We start from the raw sequence: 16640 nt of genomic DNA, 5'->3' as shown, positions 1-16640 counted from the left end.
GCTCGGGAAAGAAAAGCTCAAACCTGCTCAGGTTGGTAACCTGCTTATCTACTTCTACCTGTGAAAAATCGGGACGGTAGGTAAGATCAAGATTCAGCGAGGGACCCAGGGAAATTTTTACATCGCCGCCAATATTCTTATCCCATACCGCTTTGCTGCCGCTAACATAATTTTTAGACAGTCCGCCAAGCACATAAGGGATAACAGAAATATTAGAGCGCGGGGCCGGCGGAGGCTCATCCCATACCAGGGTGCCGGTATATGCCAGCGCAGCTGTAGGGAACTGGCGTGGTACCGGTGTCCAGCTCGACTTTTCCGTAGTTTTCAGGTCGTTGCGACTGAAATTGATCCCCCATTGTTTTGCATCTTTTTTATACCGGATCGTTTTAAACGGAATAGCTGCCTCAAGAATCCATTTATCCGCATCGTTCTTCACCGCCGAAACCCATTTATTATCCCAGTTGAGATCCACTTTCGAACCTTCGTACATGGTACCGTCCCACTGCGCACCATAGGCGTTCGTCCCAAAAGCAAACCCTGTTGTCTGGTCTTCAAACGGATCAATAAATACCAGGAAATTGTCATTCTTCAGAAAAGCAAAATCACGCCGCAAAGATTCTACCATCAGCCTTGTATCCATTGGGTTATAACATACAGCAAGTAAATACACATTATTCTCATCGTATGTCATGCTAACATCGGTGCGTACGCCGGCAGCGCTGGTATCCATAGGCAACACCATATAAAAATCAGTGGCCACCTGTGCCTCTTTCCATGCCTGTTCATCGGCTATGCCATCAATCCTCACCGGCGATACAGCTTTATGGATATGGTATTGAAAGGATGCATTCTTTTTTTGAGCGTTGGAATAGGAAAAAGTCAACAGGAAAATACAACAGGTAAAAAAACGGTTCAATGGAATTGTTTTTTGATCTTGAAGGAGCGGAAAGATAAAGATTTTTTGAATGCTGCTTTAAAGGAAATATGTGCTGCCGCAGATGCGCAGGAGATAACGACCATGACGCGAAAATCCGGAATGCGCCCAATACAGAGCACCATCATTTTAGGACTGATGGTGGCAAATACGGACCATAAATATCTTCCAAAAATTGTTTAATTTTACATCATGGCTAAAAGCAAAATCATATTAAAGTCTGATAAGAAGAAGGGCAATGTTTCCAGAAAACAAGTCAGGGAAGCTGTCGCTTATGCTAAAACAGCGCCTGTAAAAAATAAAACCTCTGCTCTAAATACTTCTGTTATTATCAGCCCCACCAAAGCTGCATAATTTTTATGCGTCTGTTATGGAAGCACCAAAATACGAAAATTCCGTTTTTATCAATTGCCCCTTTGATAAAAAATACCAACCCATTCTTCAGGCTATTATCTATTCCGTTTATCGCTGTGGCTTCTTCCCTCGTACCGCACTCGAAGAAGACGATGCCCTGGAAAGTCGCCTCCATAAAATAATGCGCCTTATACGCCGCTGTAAATATGGTATTCACGATATTTCCCGCATCCAGCTTGCCAATAACAAGTTTCCCCGATTCAATATGCCCTATGAACTGGGGCTTTTCTTTGGCGCAAAATATTACGGATCAGGCATACAAAAAAAGAAACAAACGCTGGTATTTGAAAAAGACAAGTTCTCTTACCAGAAATTCATTTCTGACCTCAACGGAATAGATACAAAAGCACATGGTGGTAATCCTCATGAAATAATAATAAGTGTTAGGGACTGGCTTAAAACGAATTCTAAACGAGCTGTAATTCCCGGTTCTGCACTGATAAGCAAAGAATATAAAGAATTCCTGACGGAATTACCCATTATAGTTAAAAGAATGAATCTTAACCCCAAGAATTTACAAATGGTAGACTATACCATTATTGTTGAGGAATTTATTGCCGATAAATTGAGATGATTTTTCCTTTACCTAAAAGCGGAATACCAATACTCTATCTTACAACTTTATCTCCTCATCATTGCTGTCAAAAAAGTGAAACTCGGTGAGGTAGTAATTGTTATTGGTTATTAATTTGATCTTCTGCTTGTATTTCCAGCTCCACTTGCGGCGGATGGAAAAAAGCCAGCCTTTGGTAAGATATGCATATATGATGGGATGCACAACAATGGTAAGCCCTGTATGCTTTTGCATAACCAGGTAACTCAGGTTCTTTTCAATTTCATCTTCCAGCACCAATGTGGAGGATATTTTCCCGGTGCCGTTACAGGTAGGACAAACTTCCTGCGTATTGATATTCATCTCCGGCTTCATGCGCTGCCGGGTGATCTGCATTAAACCGAATTTGGAAATAGGAAGCACCGCATGCTTTGCCCTGTCGGCACGCATACAATCTTCCATTGCCTCAATAAGCCTGCGCTTATTGTCGGGCAGCTTCATATCAATAAAATCCACTACAATTATACCACCTATATCACGGAGCCGCAACTGGCGTGCTATTTCCGCTGCCGCTTCAAGGTTGGTTTCCAGCGCATTCATCTCCTGGTTATTGCTTACGCTTTTATAACCGCTGTTTACATCAATTACATGCAGGGCTTCCGTATGCTCAATAATGAGGTAGGCGCCGCTGGGCAGGTTTACTGTTTTGCCAAAGGATGCTTTTACCTGTTTGGTAATGCCATACTGATCAAAAATAGGGGCGCCATTGTGATAGAAAGAAACGATCTCTTTTTTCTCGGGAGCGATTTTTTGAATATAGTTGCGTGTATCGTTGTAAATATTCTTATCATTCACCACTATGCGGTTAAAGTCTTCATTCAGAAGATCCCTCAGCATACTGGTGGTTTTGGTTTGCTCGCTTAAGATTTTGCAGGGTGCGGTGGCTCCTTTAAGATTATGCTGGAGGCTTTTCCAGCTCTCCACCAGCATGATCAGATCTTCATGGAGCTCTGCCGTGTTTTTCCCTTCTGCTGCGGTTCTTACAATTACTCCAAAATTTTTAGGCTTAATGGACTCCACAATTTTATGGAGCCGCTTTCTTTCGTCGGAGGAATGTATTTTCCGGGAAACGGCAATGATATCATTGAAAGGCGTAACTACAACAAACCTGCCGGGCAGTGAAATTTCGCAGCTCAGGCGTGGTCCTTTGGCCGCGATCGGCTCTTTTAATATCTGAACCAGGATATTGGGCTTTTGCCCCAATACCTCATTTATTTTTCCTGTTTTAACAATTTCGGGTTCGGTCTGGAACTGTGAAAAATCAAATTCTGCCTGTGGATTCTGATTCATTGCCTGCTGTGTAAACTTGAGCAGGGAACGGGCATACGGACTAAGGTCTGTATAATGCAGAAAGGCATCTTTTTCAAACCCCACGTCTACAAAAGCAGCGTTGAGCCCGGGAATAAGTTTTTTTACTTTCCCGAGGTACAAATCACCGACAGCAAAACTGGCATCTGCTTTTTCATGGTGCAGTTCAACCAGTCTTTTGTCTTCCAGCAGGGCAATTTCCACGCCTAATGGAGCTGCATTAATAATTAATTCTTTGTTCAAGCAAAAAGCCTTTTAATCAACCATCAAACAAACAGGAGGAAAGCATTGGAAGGCTGGTTGTAATACAACTTACATTTAACGTAACCGCAAATACAAGCAACCTCCGGCTTCACATTAAATACATCGTTCAGTGCAGATTACCGGCATTGAAATACAGCAGTGGCTATTTGTTTTTCTTCTTATGACGATTCTTTCTCAGGCGTTTTTTACGCTTATGAGTAGCAATTTTATGACGTTTCCTTTTTTTACCACAAGGCATAAAACAAATAGTTTTTGTAGTTAATTATTATTATTTCAATGCTTTAATCCTCTTATCGATTTCTTTAAGCGCCTCAGGGTTTTGTACGAACTTTTTACCTTCTTCATACCACTGGACGGCTTTGGCGTTTTCACCATGGCGCTCGTAAGCTTCTGCCAGTAAAAATACCGCTTCCGTATTATCCGGTTCAGCCCGTACTACGAGGTTTAATCTTTCAATAGCCTTATCAAACTGCCCGGTCATTATTCCACCGTAACCCAACATAAACTGGGCGTACATATTTGTAGAATCCCTGCGCACCACCTCCAGTAACCTTTGAATACCTTCCATGGGGCTCGAAGCACCGGATGCACCAAAAATATAACTGCTTCCCAATCCAATTTTGCTGGAATCATTCCCGGGGTTCAATGTCAGAGCCTGTTTAAACAGGTCCGCCGCCTGGTTGGCCATCCACACCTGTAAAGCATGCTGCTCTACACCTTTGAGCTGCTTTAAATACAAATGGGCAGCAAAGGTGAGGCTTTTTTCAGAATTTTCCAATTTGGACTTTTCGCCGAGATAATACATGAAAGGCTCAAAAACATGGGCAGAATCCTTCCAAAAAGCAGCCAGTTCATCGTATAATTTTATTTTCTGGCCGGCTACATCTCCTCTTACAACAGAATTTTCTTTTGCAGTAAGCCAGGCCTGCCGTTCGGGCGAAAGCCTTGATTTGGCAGTTTCAAGTATAGAAGCGGATTCTAATTGTTCTTCTTTATGGTCGGCCGCTGCCTGCGCCGCCGGGGTTTTTGAAGCATGTGGCTTGGTTCTCCCCAAAAAATAAAGGCTCAATAAAAGCACGAGCCCCGATGCCACAACTATCCATTGTTGTTTTTTCACTCATCTTGAATTTGGAGCGAAGTTAAATGCTATCTTCCGTCTCATCATCAAAATTCTCCTCAACCGGTTTAGCCGATTGCAGTTTCTTTACTTCGTGAACAAATTCTTTAGCGGGCTTAAATGCAGGTATATAATGTTCAGGTATATGTACTGCTATGTTTTTCTTAATATTACGTCCTATTTTAGCGGCTCTCTTCTTGGTTATAAAGCTTCCAAAACCGCGGATATAAATATTTTCTCCTTTGGAAAGATTTTCTTTAACCTCTTTAAACAAAGTTTCCAGTGTAACTAAAACATCTACTTTTGGAATTCCGGTTTTTTCAGAGATATTATTAATGAGATCGGCTTTTCGCATGGTATTGTATTTTATAAGTAAATGAAATTCAATGATAAAATAACATAAATAATGTATTTTCTGCAAGTTATTATTGTAAAAAATTTTTATTCTATCTCCAAACGGGTGCAAAAGCAGGCATTTGCCCTTACACTGTATTTGATTATTACTGAACGTGCAGAATATCAGAAAATTGTATATTATATAAACAAAAACTTCGGCAGGTGGTTGAATAACAGATAATTATCGCCCTATGCATTCATTTTTTACTAAGAAAATATTGGAATGGAATAAAAAAAACAACCGGCGGGACATGCCATGGAAAGGTGAAAAAGACCCTTATAAAATCTGGCTCAGCGAAATTATTCTTCAGCAAACGCGGGTGGAGCAGGGATGGGATTATTACCTGAAATTCATCAATACTTTTCCAACGGTGCAACAATTGGCCCATGCGCCTGAAACGCAGGTTTTTAAACTATGGGAAGGCCTGGGTTATTATTCACGCTGCAAAAACCTCATTGCCGCCGCCAAAATCATTGATAAAGAATACAATGGTGAATTTCCGTCTTCCTATGAAAAAATACTGGAACTGCCGGGGGTGGGGCCCTACACGGCTGCAGCCATAGCTTCTTTTGCATTTGACCTTCCCTTTGCCGTGGTTGATGGCAATGTGCTCCGGGTGCTGGCCCGGATATCGGGCACGGAAACGCCCGTTGATTCCGCCGCAGGAAAAACATTATTGAACAAACTGGCGACCAGGCTGCTAGATAAAAAACAACCCGGGTTATACAACCAGGCTATAATGGATTTCGGCGCTGTAATATGCAAGCCCAAAGCGCCCGCATGCAAACAATGTATAATGCGGGAGAACTGCAGGGCTTTCTTATCGGGAACGGTAGAAAAGTTTCCCGTAAAAGAAAAAAAGATCGTTAAAAAAACGCGGTGGTTGTATTATTTTATTATCACACACAAAATGCGGGTATATATCCGTAAAAGAACAGCCAAAGACATCTGGCAAAATTTGAATGAGTTTTTACTGGTAGAAAAAGATGGCCCGCTCACCAAAAAAGACCTGCTGATGCAGGCTCCCGTAAAACAGCTGTTTCGGCAAAAAGGAACATCAGTTACACAAATCTCGAGAGTCTATACCCACCAGCTTACTCACCAAACGGTGCATGGACAATTTATTGAAATAACAGTAGATCATATACCCAATTTAGGAGCGGATTTTGTGGGAGTAACTTATCGTGACCTAAGCCGGTACCCTTTTCCAAAATTTATGATTACTTATTTGCAGGAAAAAAATGTAAATTTAAGTCAGCATTGATGAAGGAAGTTCATTTGAAGGAATCAAAAACAAGTTTTATGCGAGGAGTAAACAGAGTAATGTTAATCGGCAATCTGGGTAAGGATCCTGACATTCAGTTTTTAGAAGGAAACATAGCTGTAGCAAAATTCCCGCTTGCAACAACGGAAACATTTAAAGACCGCACCGGGAAACTGATAAGTCAAACGGAGTGGCACACCGTAGTACTTTGGCGGGGATTGGCTGAGCTTGCACAAAAATATCTTCATAAGGGCAGTTTGGTATATATCGAGGGAAGACTGCGCACCCGGAGCTGGGAAGATAAAGAAGGCAACCGTAAGTTTGCTACAGAAGTGGTGGGCGACAACCTCATTATGCTCGACAAAAGAGTGGATAGCGCCCATGGCGCAAACAATGCCAATGATCATCCTGAAGGATTCAATAGTGATATTCCCCCGCTCGGCGACTCTTCTTCTGAAAACATGGCTTTTTAAAATCTTACACGAATACTTACTTTTGTACGTTAATAAAACAGGGCTGTTTGAAAAAGTAATATTTTGCCACAAAGTCGCTGCCCTGCCTTTTCCGGCAATCAGCACATGAAGAAAACAAAACCTGAGGATCAGTATTTTGTGGCATAGCGTCTTTGTGGCATATTTACTATGCCGGATCTTTTGCAACCGCCTCTTATCAATTACACCACTTTACTCACAAAAAAACACTTAGCTTGGATTATCCATCGGCATATTACAGTTTGCTTAAACTTGAGCCGGTACTGTTGGCTGTTAACCCCCAAAGCATTACCATTTTAATTGTATTACTGCTTTCATTATTGATCGTATCTTTTTTTGTATCCGGGGCAGAAGTGGCTTTATTTTCTCTTACTTACAGAGACATTAATATGCTCAAAACAAAGCAGCATCCGGCCGCCAGAAGGATCATTACATTGCTCGACCAGCCCAAAAGACTGCTGGCAACGCTGCAAATAGCAAATACGTTCGTAAACATAGGCACCATTATAGTAACCAATGTGCTGATGGACGAATTGCTCGTGCAACCCAATGCATTTTTAAATTTCGCTATCAAATTAGTTGTTATCGTTTTTTTACTTGTACTTTTTGCCGAGATCCTGCCCAAGGTATCGGCTACCCAAAACAATATAAGATTTGCTTACAGCGCTTCCCTGCTGATAGAAGTTTTATTCAGCTTCTTCAGCCGCATGAGCAGGTGGTTTGTAAAATTTACGGATGGTATTGAAAGAAGCTTCGGCGGGTTAAAACACCACCATGTTTATAATCCCGCCGACATTGACCAGGCAATAGAAATGAATGCCACCGAAAATACTACAGAAGAAGAAAAAAATATTCTCCGGGGCATTGCACGGTTCGGACAGGTTACGGTAAAACAAATTATGCGTACCCGGCTCGATGTGAGCGCTATTGACTACAATACAGGCTTTCACGAACTGAAAAATAAAATAGAGGAGCTGCATTATTCGCGCCTCCCGGTTTACAAAAACAGCCTCGATGATGTGGTAGGCATTATACACAGTAAAGATGTGTTACCCTTTATTAATGAAAATGATGATTTTGACTGGCGCCCGCTCATCCGACAGCCTTATTTTGTTCCCGAACAAAACCTGATCAGGGATCTTTTACGTGAACTGCAAAGAAAAAACACGCATTTTGCCGTGGTGGTGGATGAGTTTGGCGGAACTGAAGGCATTGTAACCATGGAAGACATCATGGAAGAAATTATTGGTGATATACGCGATGAATTTGATGACGAGGAAAGTGTGAACAAAAAAATAGATGACCACACCTATATTTTTGAAGGCCGGATAATGATAACAGATGCCTGTAAGGCCATGGGACTAAATGCCGATACTTTTGACCAGGTAAGAGGAGAAAGCGAATCCCTGGCGGGACTGGTGCTGGAATTGGCCGGGGAAATACCGCAGGAAAACCAGGTCATTCCTATTGGCGATTTTGAATTTACCGTTATGGAAATTGATAAAAACAGGATCAAGAAGGTAAAAGTAACCATCAGGCTGTTGACCGCCCAGTAATGGCTGACTGAGCTAATTTTAATGTGTTGTATTGCCTTCAAAGGTGAAAAGAGAGCAGTAAAACGTTTCTTTCACTTTTCACAAAATAGCAAAACATATTATGGTTAACTTAACGGCAGGAATTAAAGTAATTGTAAAAATGATCAAACATACAGGCATTTTGCTTCCTTTTTTATTTTCCGTACTGCTATTTTCCTGCAACAGCAATTATACTCCGCGCCCCAAAGGATATTTTGCCATAGATTTTCCCCGGCACGAATACCGGTTGTTCAACCAGCCGGATTACCCCTACAGCTTTGAATATCCTGTATACAGTACTGTAACCGAAGACAGCTCTCTCTTTGATGAAAACCCCGATAATCCCTACTGGATCAATATTGATATCCCTTCTTTTAATGCCCGGATATACCTGAGCTATAAAACGATCGGCGGAAGATCGTCATACAGAATAAAGACCGAACACGGGTATAAAGATTCTTCTTCCTTAAATACGTTTGAGAACCTGCGCGAAGACGCCTATAAAATTACATACAAGCATTCCGTAAAAGCATCTTCCATTGAAGATTCGGCATTCATAACCCCCCACGGCATTGGCGGCGTTTTTTTTAATGTAGGCGGCAATGCGGCAACCGGAAAGCAGTTCTTTGCAACCGACACAGCAAAGCATTTTCTGCGGGGCGCCTTGTATTTTAATGCCACACCCAACGAAGACTCCCTGGGTATTGTATACGATTTTTTGCAGGAAGATATGCTGCATATGATCAATACGCTGGAATGGAAATAAGGAAGCTGTAAGATATAAGCATTGCTGATTTGTTGATCTCTGATCTTGGTAGGTGGTCCTTTATACGCCGTACTTAACCGGTGCACGCTATTTCTTTGGCTGCGCCGCCCGAAATGACTCTTCAGCTACCCAGTTGCCTTTTCAGATCCCCGTGGTCCCAACTGATCCGGATATCTGTTATTTTATTATCAGGGCTTAAGCGGAAGATAAAAATATGATCGCTGTCAAAATGCGACCCTTTGGAAGGAATATCTCCGAAATCTTTTTCCTGCGTGCCGCGTATCACTACCTGGCACCGAACGGAATTGTCGTCTTCCGCTACCGCAGCATCTAAAGTGTTATCAATATCAGGGAAACAATCAATGAGTGCAGACCAGATATTTTTCCCCAGCTCATATATCCTGCCTTTTCCGGCATCTCCCAAGGGCTTAAAATCTACAGTTCCTTCGGGATCACACAGGCTGAGCATTTTACCTACATCCTTTTGCTGGTAAGCGAACATAAATTCAACACATGCGTTTTTAAGGCTTAATGCGCGTTGTTCAAGAATGGTGACTGGCATATGTGTAATTTTATTTTGTGAAAAAAGCATTTACTTCAAACTTTCGGCAGAAACAAAATTTTTATAGTCCCAGAAGCCGGAAACATTTACAATTTTCCATGCCCCGTTTTGCTTTTCCATCAACCTCACTTCCTTGCTGAACTGGAATTGTTCACCCGGCTGGTCGCTGTTGTACTGATCCCATAATAAATAGGCAACGGTGTCGGCATAAAATTTTGTAATGATGTTTTTACGCAAAACTACCGGATGACTGCTGCCTCCGGGCTCTACGGGGTAGGTTTTGATGTAATTGCCGATCCCGGAATCAACTGCCGCCCATCCTGTTTTGGCATCTATAGTACCATCCCCGTTGTTCCAGGCCTGAAAAACATAGTTGGTTTGCGCGTAAAAATTTTTCCAGCTTTCATAATCGCGTTTATAAAAAAACGTGTTTCTCCTTCGATCACCTCCATGATCTTTTCTATTTCTTTGGCTTCATTGAAAGTTACACCGGATGCCCGCTCTGTAGTAGCGCTGTTGCACGACTGAAATAAAATACAGGCGAAAAGTAACAGGGAAGTGATTCGTTCCATTTTGTCTGTTGTTTACATAAAAGTAATAACAGCCACAACCGGTTACATTGTAAAACTGCGACAAAATTGCCCGGGAAGCATTATTTTTTATTGAAGGGTCTTTGTCACCGGCTTTTGGATCATGGTAGCCAACTCCTTATTGGCTTCAAGGTATTGCTGCGGGGTGCGACCCGTAAATGCTATAAAATCTTTTATAAAATGCGACTGGTCATAATAAGCGCAGTCGCTGAAAAGCTGTACCCAGTCTGCCTCTTTTTTACCCGCTATCCTGTTCATTAAAAATGAAAAGCGCCGGATACGTGCATAGTATTTGGGGCTGAGCCCTACCTTCTTAAAAAACTTCCGCTCAAAGTTCCTGCGCGACATAAACACATCTTTCAGCAAATCATTTACAGGCAGCATACCATTGTATTCAACGATCCGGTTGGCTGCCTGATCTATATAATCCGGTTCAGGTATGTGGTGATCGCATAACTCCAGAACAAATGCTTCCAGCAGCTTCGCTTTTTCAGCGTTATCGGTAAGCATCCTCAATTGCTGCTCTATATGCATTATCATCCGCAAGCTGAACTTTTCCTTCAGGTCAATCCGCTCTTCCGTAAACTCATACATGGGCAAGCCAAACAATGAGGCCAGCCCGGCAGGTTTAAATACAATTCCCGCAATGGAAATAAAGCCGCTGATCTGCAGCGAATAGCTATATATCGCCTGCCCGGCAATAAAGCTGCCGGGCACAGTAAGCGTGTCGTATTTTTTATTTTTTAACGTGTAGGCGTCCCCGGTATTGAACACGATGGAGCAAAACCCATTGGGCGGCGACTCTACAACCAGGTCACTTACCGGATCCCCCTGTGAAGTCCATATATAATAGGTTTCAATAAAAGGAGCCAGTTGTGCGCAGGGCCTGAACTTTTGATACAACATACATGATTTATTGCATTCCGGCATTCCGGAAAATAGCCGTTCTTACAACATCTTATCTGCAAGGGACCGCCGGGTATTTTTTACTTTCATGTCTTCGCAACTGTTCGTCTGTATTTTCAAAAGTATCATTTTTGCGGGATAAAACAGAAAGCTCTGATCACCTGCGGAAATGGATGGCACCGGAGAAACCATTTAACCCTTTAACCATCTGACCCATACCCTTATGTAGAGGCTTTCCAATACTTCAGGTCTACCAAATCAGCAGGAACAGGATACATGTTCCAATGCTTATGAAGTACAAGGGCTGCACCCAATGCCGTACCCTGGATCATCTCCGCCGCATACACTTTCTTACCGGGAAAAACATTTGCCAAAAACTGCATGTACAAGCTGTTCCTGCAAAATCCCCCGTCAACATATATCGTTTTTATATTGCTGCCGCCCAATATCATCTCCAGCGATTTTTTTTGCTGATTGATCAAATCAGCCATAAGTTGATGATATGCCTCAGAAACGGAATGAAATTCTTTTAAGTTTCTCCTGTGGAATATGCATGGTGCAGTAGCGCTTTCCGGTATGGATGCAGATTGTTTTACAGCATCCGTATTGTTCAATAAAAGCTGTTGCAGCAGTTGCCGGTTTGGAATTACCGTTTTAAAAAAAGTAGCGGCTACATTAAAATACGCAGCTATCCGTTGCACCTGCTGATCATGATCATTTCCGGCAAAAAGCATAGCAGTTTTTACAGGATCACCACCATAGGTAAGATAACTCAAACATCCTCTTTCCAACTCATCTGCCCCCGGTAACGCTTTATTGAAAGGATTAAGACCAATAACCCAGGTACCGGTTGAGAGTATTATAAAGGGTTCTTTAAAGCTGGCGAGGTAAGGAATAGCAGCTGCAGAACTATCATGCAAACCAATGCCTGCCACAATGCTTTCGCTTTCTTTTTTTCCAACAACAACCATCGTATCGCCATTTGCTACATCAGCCAGCTTTTCTCTTATTCCTTCCGCCTTCACCCAGGAGTGATAATCCATACCTGCAAAATTCCACATCGCTGAATGACAACCCACATTGGTCATTTCCGCAAATATTTTGCCCGTAATCAAAAAGCTGAGATACTGGGGAAAGTGAAGAGACCATGTGATCCGTTGAAAAGCTTCCGGCCTGGTTTTTTTTAACCAGTATAATTGCAGGCCGGCGTTGAGGTGCCCCATTATGGGAGAACTGGTGCTTTCCGCAAAAGAGTCCTCGCCTCCCCTGGCGGCTAAAAATGCCTGTTTAAGGTTTTCCGGATAAGGTTTCAAATAGTTGTACAAATATCCAACCCTGTTGCCTGAAGCATCTATATGTACCATTGACGCTCCGTAAGTTGAAAAATTTACAGCTTTTAACTGAAAATTGGAGGATCTTTTCAGTTGGTCATAGCGGTCAAGCAGCCAAGAACCAAGCACGTTTATGTTCTCACAAGGAAATCCGTCGTCGTCAACTATTTCATCAAAACAGGTAACTTCCTCTTTTACAACTTTATATTGTTCATTAAAAACCAATAATTTCTTATTGGTTTTGCCTATATCAAAAACGGCTACAACAGGCTCTTTTACGCTCATGCATTACATTCTTTAGAAAACTTATTTATGAAGGGAATTACCATAACCAACTACTACCACAGCAAGAATAACAGTAGCAATACCCGCTATAATTGTTCTTTCCGTTTTTTTACTTACACCACTCCATTCTTTTAACGCAAAGCCCCAGCCATTTGCAACAAGAATAATAAATGCCATGTGAAGGATCCACGAGCTCGATCCATTACCCAACTTACTTTCACCCATACCATAAAATAAATACTGCAAGAACCATGTAGTGCCGGCCATTGCACAGAACAAATAATTTTTGAGCAGGGGCGTTCTGCGGTTGATATAGTTGCCAAAGCTCCTGTTCCTGGCATTTAACACCATGCACCAGATAAAATTGGTAGTCAATCCACCCCACAGCAGCACAACATAAATAACATTATTCCTAAAAAGAAAATTAATATTTTTTGTTGGATTAGCGGTTTTCCAGGCTTCATTGGCAGTTTCCGCCATCGCTGTGCCGGCTTCAATTCCATAGTTAAACCCCGCGCTTAATATACCCGACAGGATGCATACAATCAATCCTTTTTTCAGATTGAATTCACTCACACTTTTTTTCTTTTTTTCCTCAGTCAGTTCTTTTTCTTTCCGGTAACCTGCCTTACCGCAAATAAAGATGCCCAATAAACAAAGTACCACTCCTGCCAATACCACATTGCCCCAGGTACTGCCAAGCAAGTCAGAAAAAGTAGTTTTACCGGATGCATTAACAAGATCATAATAAATTGGCGGCGCCAGCGCACCAAAAGCGGAAGTAAAACCCAATAAAACAGAATTACCTAATGACATGCCCAAATAACGCATACCCAACCCATACATTAGTCCGCCGATGCCCCACAAAACACCCCAAAAGAAAGTCCAGAACACGGTATCAAAAGATGCTTCGGCAATAATGGATGTAAAACCCGGTACGGTAAGCCAGGCCGCAAAAGGTGGAATAATAAGCCAGGAAAACAATCCGCCGGCCAGCCAATAAGATTCCCACGACCACCCTTTTACCTTGTTGTAAGGTATATAAAAGCTACCGGATGCCGCACCACCAATAAGGTGATAGAAAACGCCAATTATTGCCTGCATTACCATTTTGAATTAAACAGATAATCGCCCGATCCCACTTCAAATACAGCCCATTGTTCCTCCAAACGTAAAAATTTACATTCCTTTACCCGGCTTATACGCCGGCCGCTTTCTGTAATTGATTTAATTTCTTTAGTGGGTATGTAAACTGTAGCCACTGTGTTTGCCGGTATGCTCACTGCATATTCTATTGAGCCTTTTGTTTTTTTCCAGGCAGAACGGATCTCTCCTTTCACTGAGCGGTAGCTGGCTTCTGCATGCTCCAGGTCATTTATGATATAAGGATGCAGTATGAATTTTGCAAAGCCGGGATTTTCAATATCAGGCAAAATACCTGCAATATATTTATACAACCAGGAGCCTACAGAACCCATCATCGGGTGATTGTGTGAATTCATAGAGCCGCCGGTTTCATATTCCCATCTCTCCCATAAAGTAGTGGCTCCTTTGCTGAGCATATAACCCCAGCCCGGATAAGTAGTTTGTGTGGCTATTTTATATGCGGTTTCTACCTCTCCGTTTTCAGTTAACATTTCCAGCAGGTACTTGGTACAAAGATTTCCTGTTGTAAGATGATAGCCTCTTTGCTTTACATCTTTTACCAGGCTGGCCATTACACGGGGCAGTTGCTGCTGCGTGGGTGCACCAATAAATATGGCAAAAGCGTTGCAGGACTGATTGTTACTTCCATAGCCGCCTTTTGATTCATCCCAGAATTTAGTATTAAACGCTTCCAGCGTATGCTGTGCCAACCGTTCATACCGGTACCTGTCATTCGCCTTACCCAATATTTCCGACATTTGAGCAAGTATCTTTGCGCTGTAATACAGGTACCCGGTAGACATCAATTCGCCGGGGGTATTAACAGAAAGTGCACCATAACTATGCCCTTGTGCCCCGAAAGCTGCAGGCGGCGACCAATCGCCATAGTAGCTGTATTCAACTATACCATCTTTGGTACGGGTAGTTAAATACTCTACCCAGGCTTTCATTGAGGGGTAATACTGCCGGATTATTCCGGTATTACCATAGTATTCATAGCTCTTTAATGCCAACAGGAGAAAACTTACAGACACAGGATCGGCAGGTTTGCCACCGACCTTATACGGAGCTGTATCCGTTATTTCCCCGTTTTCATCTTGTGTATCGCATACGTCCCGAATGTATTTAGCATAGAACCTGTGCAGGTTGAAATTGTAAATAGCCTGCTCTATACGAACAGTAAGATCATTTAGCCAGCCCATTCTCTCATCGCGCTGGGGGCAGTCTGTGGGTATGCTGTGCAGGTTACTCGCTTCCGTACGCTGCACCATTTGGTTGATGCGGTTCAGCAAATCATTGCTGCACTTAAACTGACCCGCAACTTCAACATCGGAGCGCACTTTTTTTATAATAAAATTATCAATAGCGGGTTTGCCGGGCCATCCTTCTACCTGCATGTAACGAAATCCATGATAGGTAAACCGCGGTTCCCATTTTTCTTCTCCTTCTCCTTTAAGAATGTATATATCGGTAGCAGCGGCAGTGCGCAGGTTTTCCTGGTTAACAGTACCGTTGTCGTACAGTACCTCCGCAAAGCGTAATGTAATCTTTGTACCTTTTTCGCCTTTTACTTTCAACGCCACCCAACCTGCCATATTTTGGCCGGCATCCATTACGTATATGCCGGGGGCGGCTTCCTTTACAGATACGGGAGAGAACGCATCAACAACCCGTATGGGTTCTAATTGCTGCGCCATCATTTTGCCTCCCGGCGCTTCTACTACCGGCGCTACGCCCCATGTTTGATTGGGCAATCCTTTGATGATGGTATCGGATGGCAGATCCCATTCAGGTTTTTCCAGCCTGGCGTCATATACTTCCCCGTCAAATATACCTGCAGATACTACGGGGCCCAATGTTACATTTCTCACAGAACCTGAATTGATCACTTCCATTGTGCCATCTGTGAAAAAGAATTCCATTTGCATACGCAGCTTGGGCATACCATACCAGCCGGGTGCAACTGCTATTACCATTACATTATCTTTTTGCAGGAAGTTCTTTATGTCGTAGGTAGTATAGTAAACAGTTTTGCTGAAATCGCTGGTAGCAGGGTCTAACACGTGATCTCCCACTTTTTTACCGTTTATCTCCATCTCATTGTATCCAATACCCGCAACATAGGCCCTTGCTTTCGAAATTTCTTTGTGAAAGGAAAATACCCGCCGGAAATAATGCACTTTCCCGATCCATCCCGAGGGAAAGCCAACCCAGTCGCCGCTCCAGTCTGCCTGATCCATCAGTCCCATTTCAAAGGTAGCAGTTTCACTTACCGAGGGGGAGGGATTGTTTTGGCTCCATACCAAAACTTTCCAGTAATACTTTTTCCTGCTTTCTAAAGCTACTCCCTGGTACAATATACCTGCAGACTGTGAAGACACTGTTTTACCGGAGTTCCAGATATTTCCTTCTCCCCTGTTCAGCTTTTCCAACACATCCGACACCAATACCTGATAAGCAGCCTGCTGCATGTTCCGGAACGTGCTTTTTATCTGCCAGCTGAACTGGGGGGTACGCGAATCAATACCCAGGGGATCAATCGCGTTATCACACCGCAATGCGGTCACTGCTATTGTTCCCGGCTTAATCCTATCTCCTGCCACAGCAGATATACCCAGTACAAAAGAAAATAAAATGGTAAAAAAAGACATCCGGCTACGGAAAAAGCGATCGTTCAT

General features: G+C 42.7%; 17 protein-coding genes. 6 read left to right on the top strand and 11 right to left on the bottom strand.

The window, feature by feature from the left end:
• Nucleotides 1–916: carbohydrate binding family 9 domain-containing protein (locus PLH26_RS01500; RefSeq protein WP_324584204.1), on the bottom strand; the 916-nt coding region annotated here is incomplete at its 3' end.
• 210 nt (nucleotides 917–1126) lie between these two features.
• Between PLH26_RS01500 and PLH26_RS01495 the strand changes: the two genes are divergently transcribed.
• Entirely contained in the window at nucleotides 1127–1288 is a 162-nt protein-coding gene (locus tag PLH26_RS01495) for a hypothetical protein (RefSeq protein WP_324584203.1), read from the top strand.
• Nucleotides 1289–1304: 16 nt separating this feature from the next.
• Nucleotides 1305–1922 (top strand): hypothetical protein, encoded by a 618-nt coding sequence (locus PLH26_RS01490; protein ID WP_324584202.1) that lies wholly within the window; start codon nucleotides 1305–1307, stop codon nucleotides 1920–1922.
• Between the two features lie 39 nt (nucleotides 1923–1961).
• Here the strand turns inward: PLH26_RS01490 and PLH26_RS01485 are convergent, their stop codons facing one another.
• The 3 genes from PLH26_RS01485 to PLH26_RS01475 form a co-directional block, all read right to left on the bottom strand.
• The gene (locus PLH26_RS01485) at nucleotides 1962–3512 is read right to left on the bottom strand and encodes an Rne/Rng family ribonuclease (protein ID WP_324584201.1); all 1551 of its coding nucleotides are present in this window, start codon (nucleotides 3510–3512) and stop codon (nucleotides 1962–1964) included.
• A 289-nt stretch (nucleotides 3513–3801) separates the two neighbouring features.
• Complete coding sequence (locus PLH26_RS01480; protein WP_324584200.1) at nucleotides 3802–4650, bottom strand: tetratricopeptide repeat protein; 849 nt, start codon at nucleotides 4648–4650, stop codon at nucleotides 3802–3804.
• Between the two features lie 22 nt (nucleotides 4651–4672).
• Nucleotides 4673–5071 (bottom strand): HU family DNA-binding protein, encoded by a 399-nt coding sequence (locus tag PLH26_RS01475; RefSeq protein ID WP_324584205.1) that lies wholly within the window; start codon nucleotides 5069–5071, stop codon nucleotides 4673–4675.
• A gap of 166 nt (nucleotides 5072–5237) precedes the next feature.
• Here PLH26_RS01475 and mutY point away from each other — a divergent pair, with 166 nt between their 5' ends.
• The 4 genes from mutY to gldD all read left to right on the top strand — a co-directional run bounded on the left by mutY (nucleotide 5238) and on the right by gldD (nucleotide 9142).
• The gene (mutY, locus tag PLH26_RS01470) at nucleotides 5238–6311 is read left to right on the top strand and encodes an A/G-specific adenine glycosylase (protein ID WP_324584199.1); all 1074 of its coding nucleotides are present in this window, start codon (nucleotides 5238–5240) and stop codon (nucleotides 6309–6311) included.
• 38 nt (nucleotides 6312–6349) lie between these two features.
• Nucleotides 6350–6784: a single-stranded DNA-binding protein gene (locus tag PLH26_RS01465; RefSeq protein WP_324584198.1), complete on the top strand. Its 435-nt coding sequence runs from the start codon at nucleotides 6350–6352 to the stop codon at nucleotides 6782–6784.
• A 233-nt stretch (nucleotides 6785–7017) separates the two neighbouring features.
• A complete protein-coding gene (gldE, locus tag PLH26_RS01460) occupies nucleotides 7018–8358 on the top strand; it encodes a gliding motility-associated protein GldE (protein WP_324584197.1) in 1341 nt (446 codons plus the stop codon).
• A 100-nt stretch (nucleotides 8359–8458) separates the two neighbouring features.
• Nucleotides 8459–9142, top strand: coding sequence for a gliding motility lipoprotein GldD (gene gldD / locus PLH26_RS01455; RefSeq protein ID WP_324584196.1), 684 nt, complete (start codon nucleotides 8459–8461; stop codon nucleotides 9140–9142).
• Between the two features lie 121 nt (nucleotides 9143–9263).
• On the opposite strand, the gene PLH26_RS01450 is transcribed toward gldD, so the two are convergent.
• From PLH26_RS01450 to PLH26_RS01420, 7 genes are all read right to left on the bottom strand, one after another.
• Entirely contained in the window at nucleotides 9264–9704 is a 441-nt protein-coding gene (locus PLH26_RS01450) for an ester cyclase (protein ID WP_324584195.1), read from the bottom strand.
• A gap of 30 nt (nucleotides 9705–9734) precedes the next feature.
• Nucleotides 9735–9941, bottom strand: coding sequence for a hypothetical protein (locus PLH26_RS01445; RefSeq protein ID WP_324584194.1), 207 nt, complete (start codon nucleotides 9939–9941; stop codon nucleotides 9735–9737).
• 95 nt (nucleotides 9942–10036) lie between these two features.
• Nucleotides 10037–10276 (bottom strand): hypothetical protein, encoded by a 240-nt coding sequence (locus PLH26_RS01440; RefSeq protein ID WP_324584193.1) that lies wholly within the window; start codon nucleotides 10274–10276, stop codon nucleotides 10037–10039.
• A gap of 87 nt (nucleotides 10277–10363) precedes the next feature.
• Entirely contained in the window at nucleotides 10364–11200 is an 837-nt protein-coding gene (locus PLH26_RS01435) for a DUF6597 domain-containing transcriptional factor (RefSeq protein WP_324584192.1), read from the bottom strand.
• 221 nt (nucleotides 11201–11421) lie between these two features.
• A complete protein-coding gene (locus PLH26_RS01430) occupies nucleotides 11422–12816 on the bottom strand; it encodes an FGGY-family carbohydrate kinase (RefSeq protein ID WP_324584191.1) in 1395 nt (464 codons plus the stop codon).
• 21 nt (nucleotides 12817–12837) lie between these two features.
• A complete protein-coding gene (rhaT, locus tag PLH26_RS01425; protein WP_324584190.1) occupies nucleotides 12838–13920 on the bottom strand; it encodes an L-rhamnose/proton symporter RhaT in 1083 nt (360 codons plus the stop codon).
• A complete protein-coding gene (locus tag PLH26_RS01420; protein ID WP_324584189.1) occupies nucleotides 13920–16640 on the bottom strand; it encodes an alpha-L-rhamnosidase in 2721 nt (906 codons plus the stop codon). Before PLH26_RS01420 ends, rhaT begins: the two co-directional genes overlap by 1 nt.

Source organism: Agriterribacter sp. (assembly GCF_035444585.1).
Classification (GTDB): domain Bacteria; phylum Bacteroidota; class Bacteroidia; order Chitinophagales; family Chitinophagaceae; genus Agriterribacter.
This window is presented reverse-complemented; position numbering and strand designations above follow the sequence as displayed.

What these genes read in the sequence shown, in the direction of transcription:
- PLH26_RS01495 (WP_324584203.1), top strand. Translation starts at nt 1,127, where the DNA reads ATGGCTAAAAGCAAAATCATATTAAAGTCTGATAAGAAGAAGGGCAAT.
- PLH26_RS01490 (WP_324584202.1), top strand. Translation starts at nt 1,305, where the DNA reads ATGGAAGCACCAAAATACGAAAATTCCGTTTTTATCAATTGCCCCTTT.
- mutY (WP_324584199.1), top strand. Translation starts at nt 5,238, where the DNA reads ATGCATTCATTTTTTACTAAGAAAATATTGGAATGGAATAAAAAAAAC.
- PLH26_RS01465 (WP_324584198.1), top strand. Translation starts at nt 6,350, where the DNA reads ATGCGAGGAGTAAACAGAGTAATGTTAATCGGCAATCTGGGTAAGGAT.
- gldD (WP_324584196.1), top strand. Translation starts at nt 8,459, where the DNA reads ATGGTTAACTTAACGGCAGGAATTAAAGTAATTGTAAAAATGATCAAA.
- PLH26_RS01450 (WP_324584195.1), bottom strand. Translation starts at nt 9,704, where the DNA reads ATGCCAGTCACCATTCTTGAACAACGCGCATTAAGCCTTAAAAACGCA.
- PLH26_RS01440 (WP_324584193.1), bottom strand. Translation starts at nt 10,276, where the DNA reads ATGGAACGAATCACTTCCCTGTTACTTTTCGCCTGTATTTTATTTCAG.
- PLH26_RS01435 (WP_324584192.1), bottom strand. Translation starts at nt 11,200, where the DNA reads ATGTTGTATCAAAAGTTCAGGCCCTGCGCACAACTGGCTCCTTTTATT.
- PLH26_RS01430 (WP_324584191.1), bottom strand. Translation starts at nt 12,816, where the DNA reads ATGAGCGTAAAAGAGCCTGTTGTAGCCGTTTTTGATATAGGCAAAACC.
- rhaT (WP_324584190.1), bottom strand. Translation starts at nt 13,920, where the DNA reads ATGCAGGCAATAATTGGCGTTTTCTATCACCTTATTGGTGGTGCGGCA.
- PLH26_RS01420 (WP_324584189.1), bottom strand. Translation starts at nt 16,640, where the DNA reads ATGAACGATCGCTTTTTCCGTAGCCGGATGTCTTTTTTTACCATTTTA.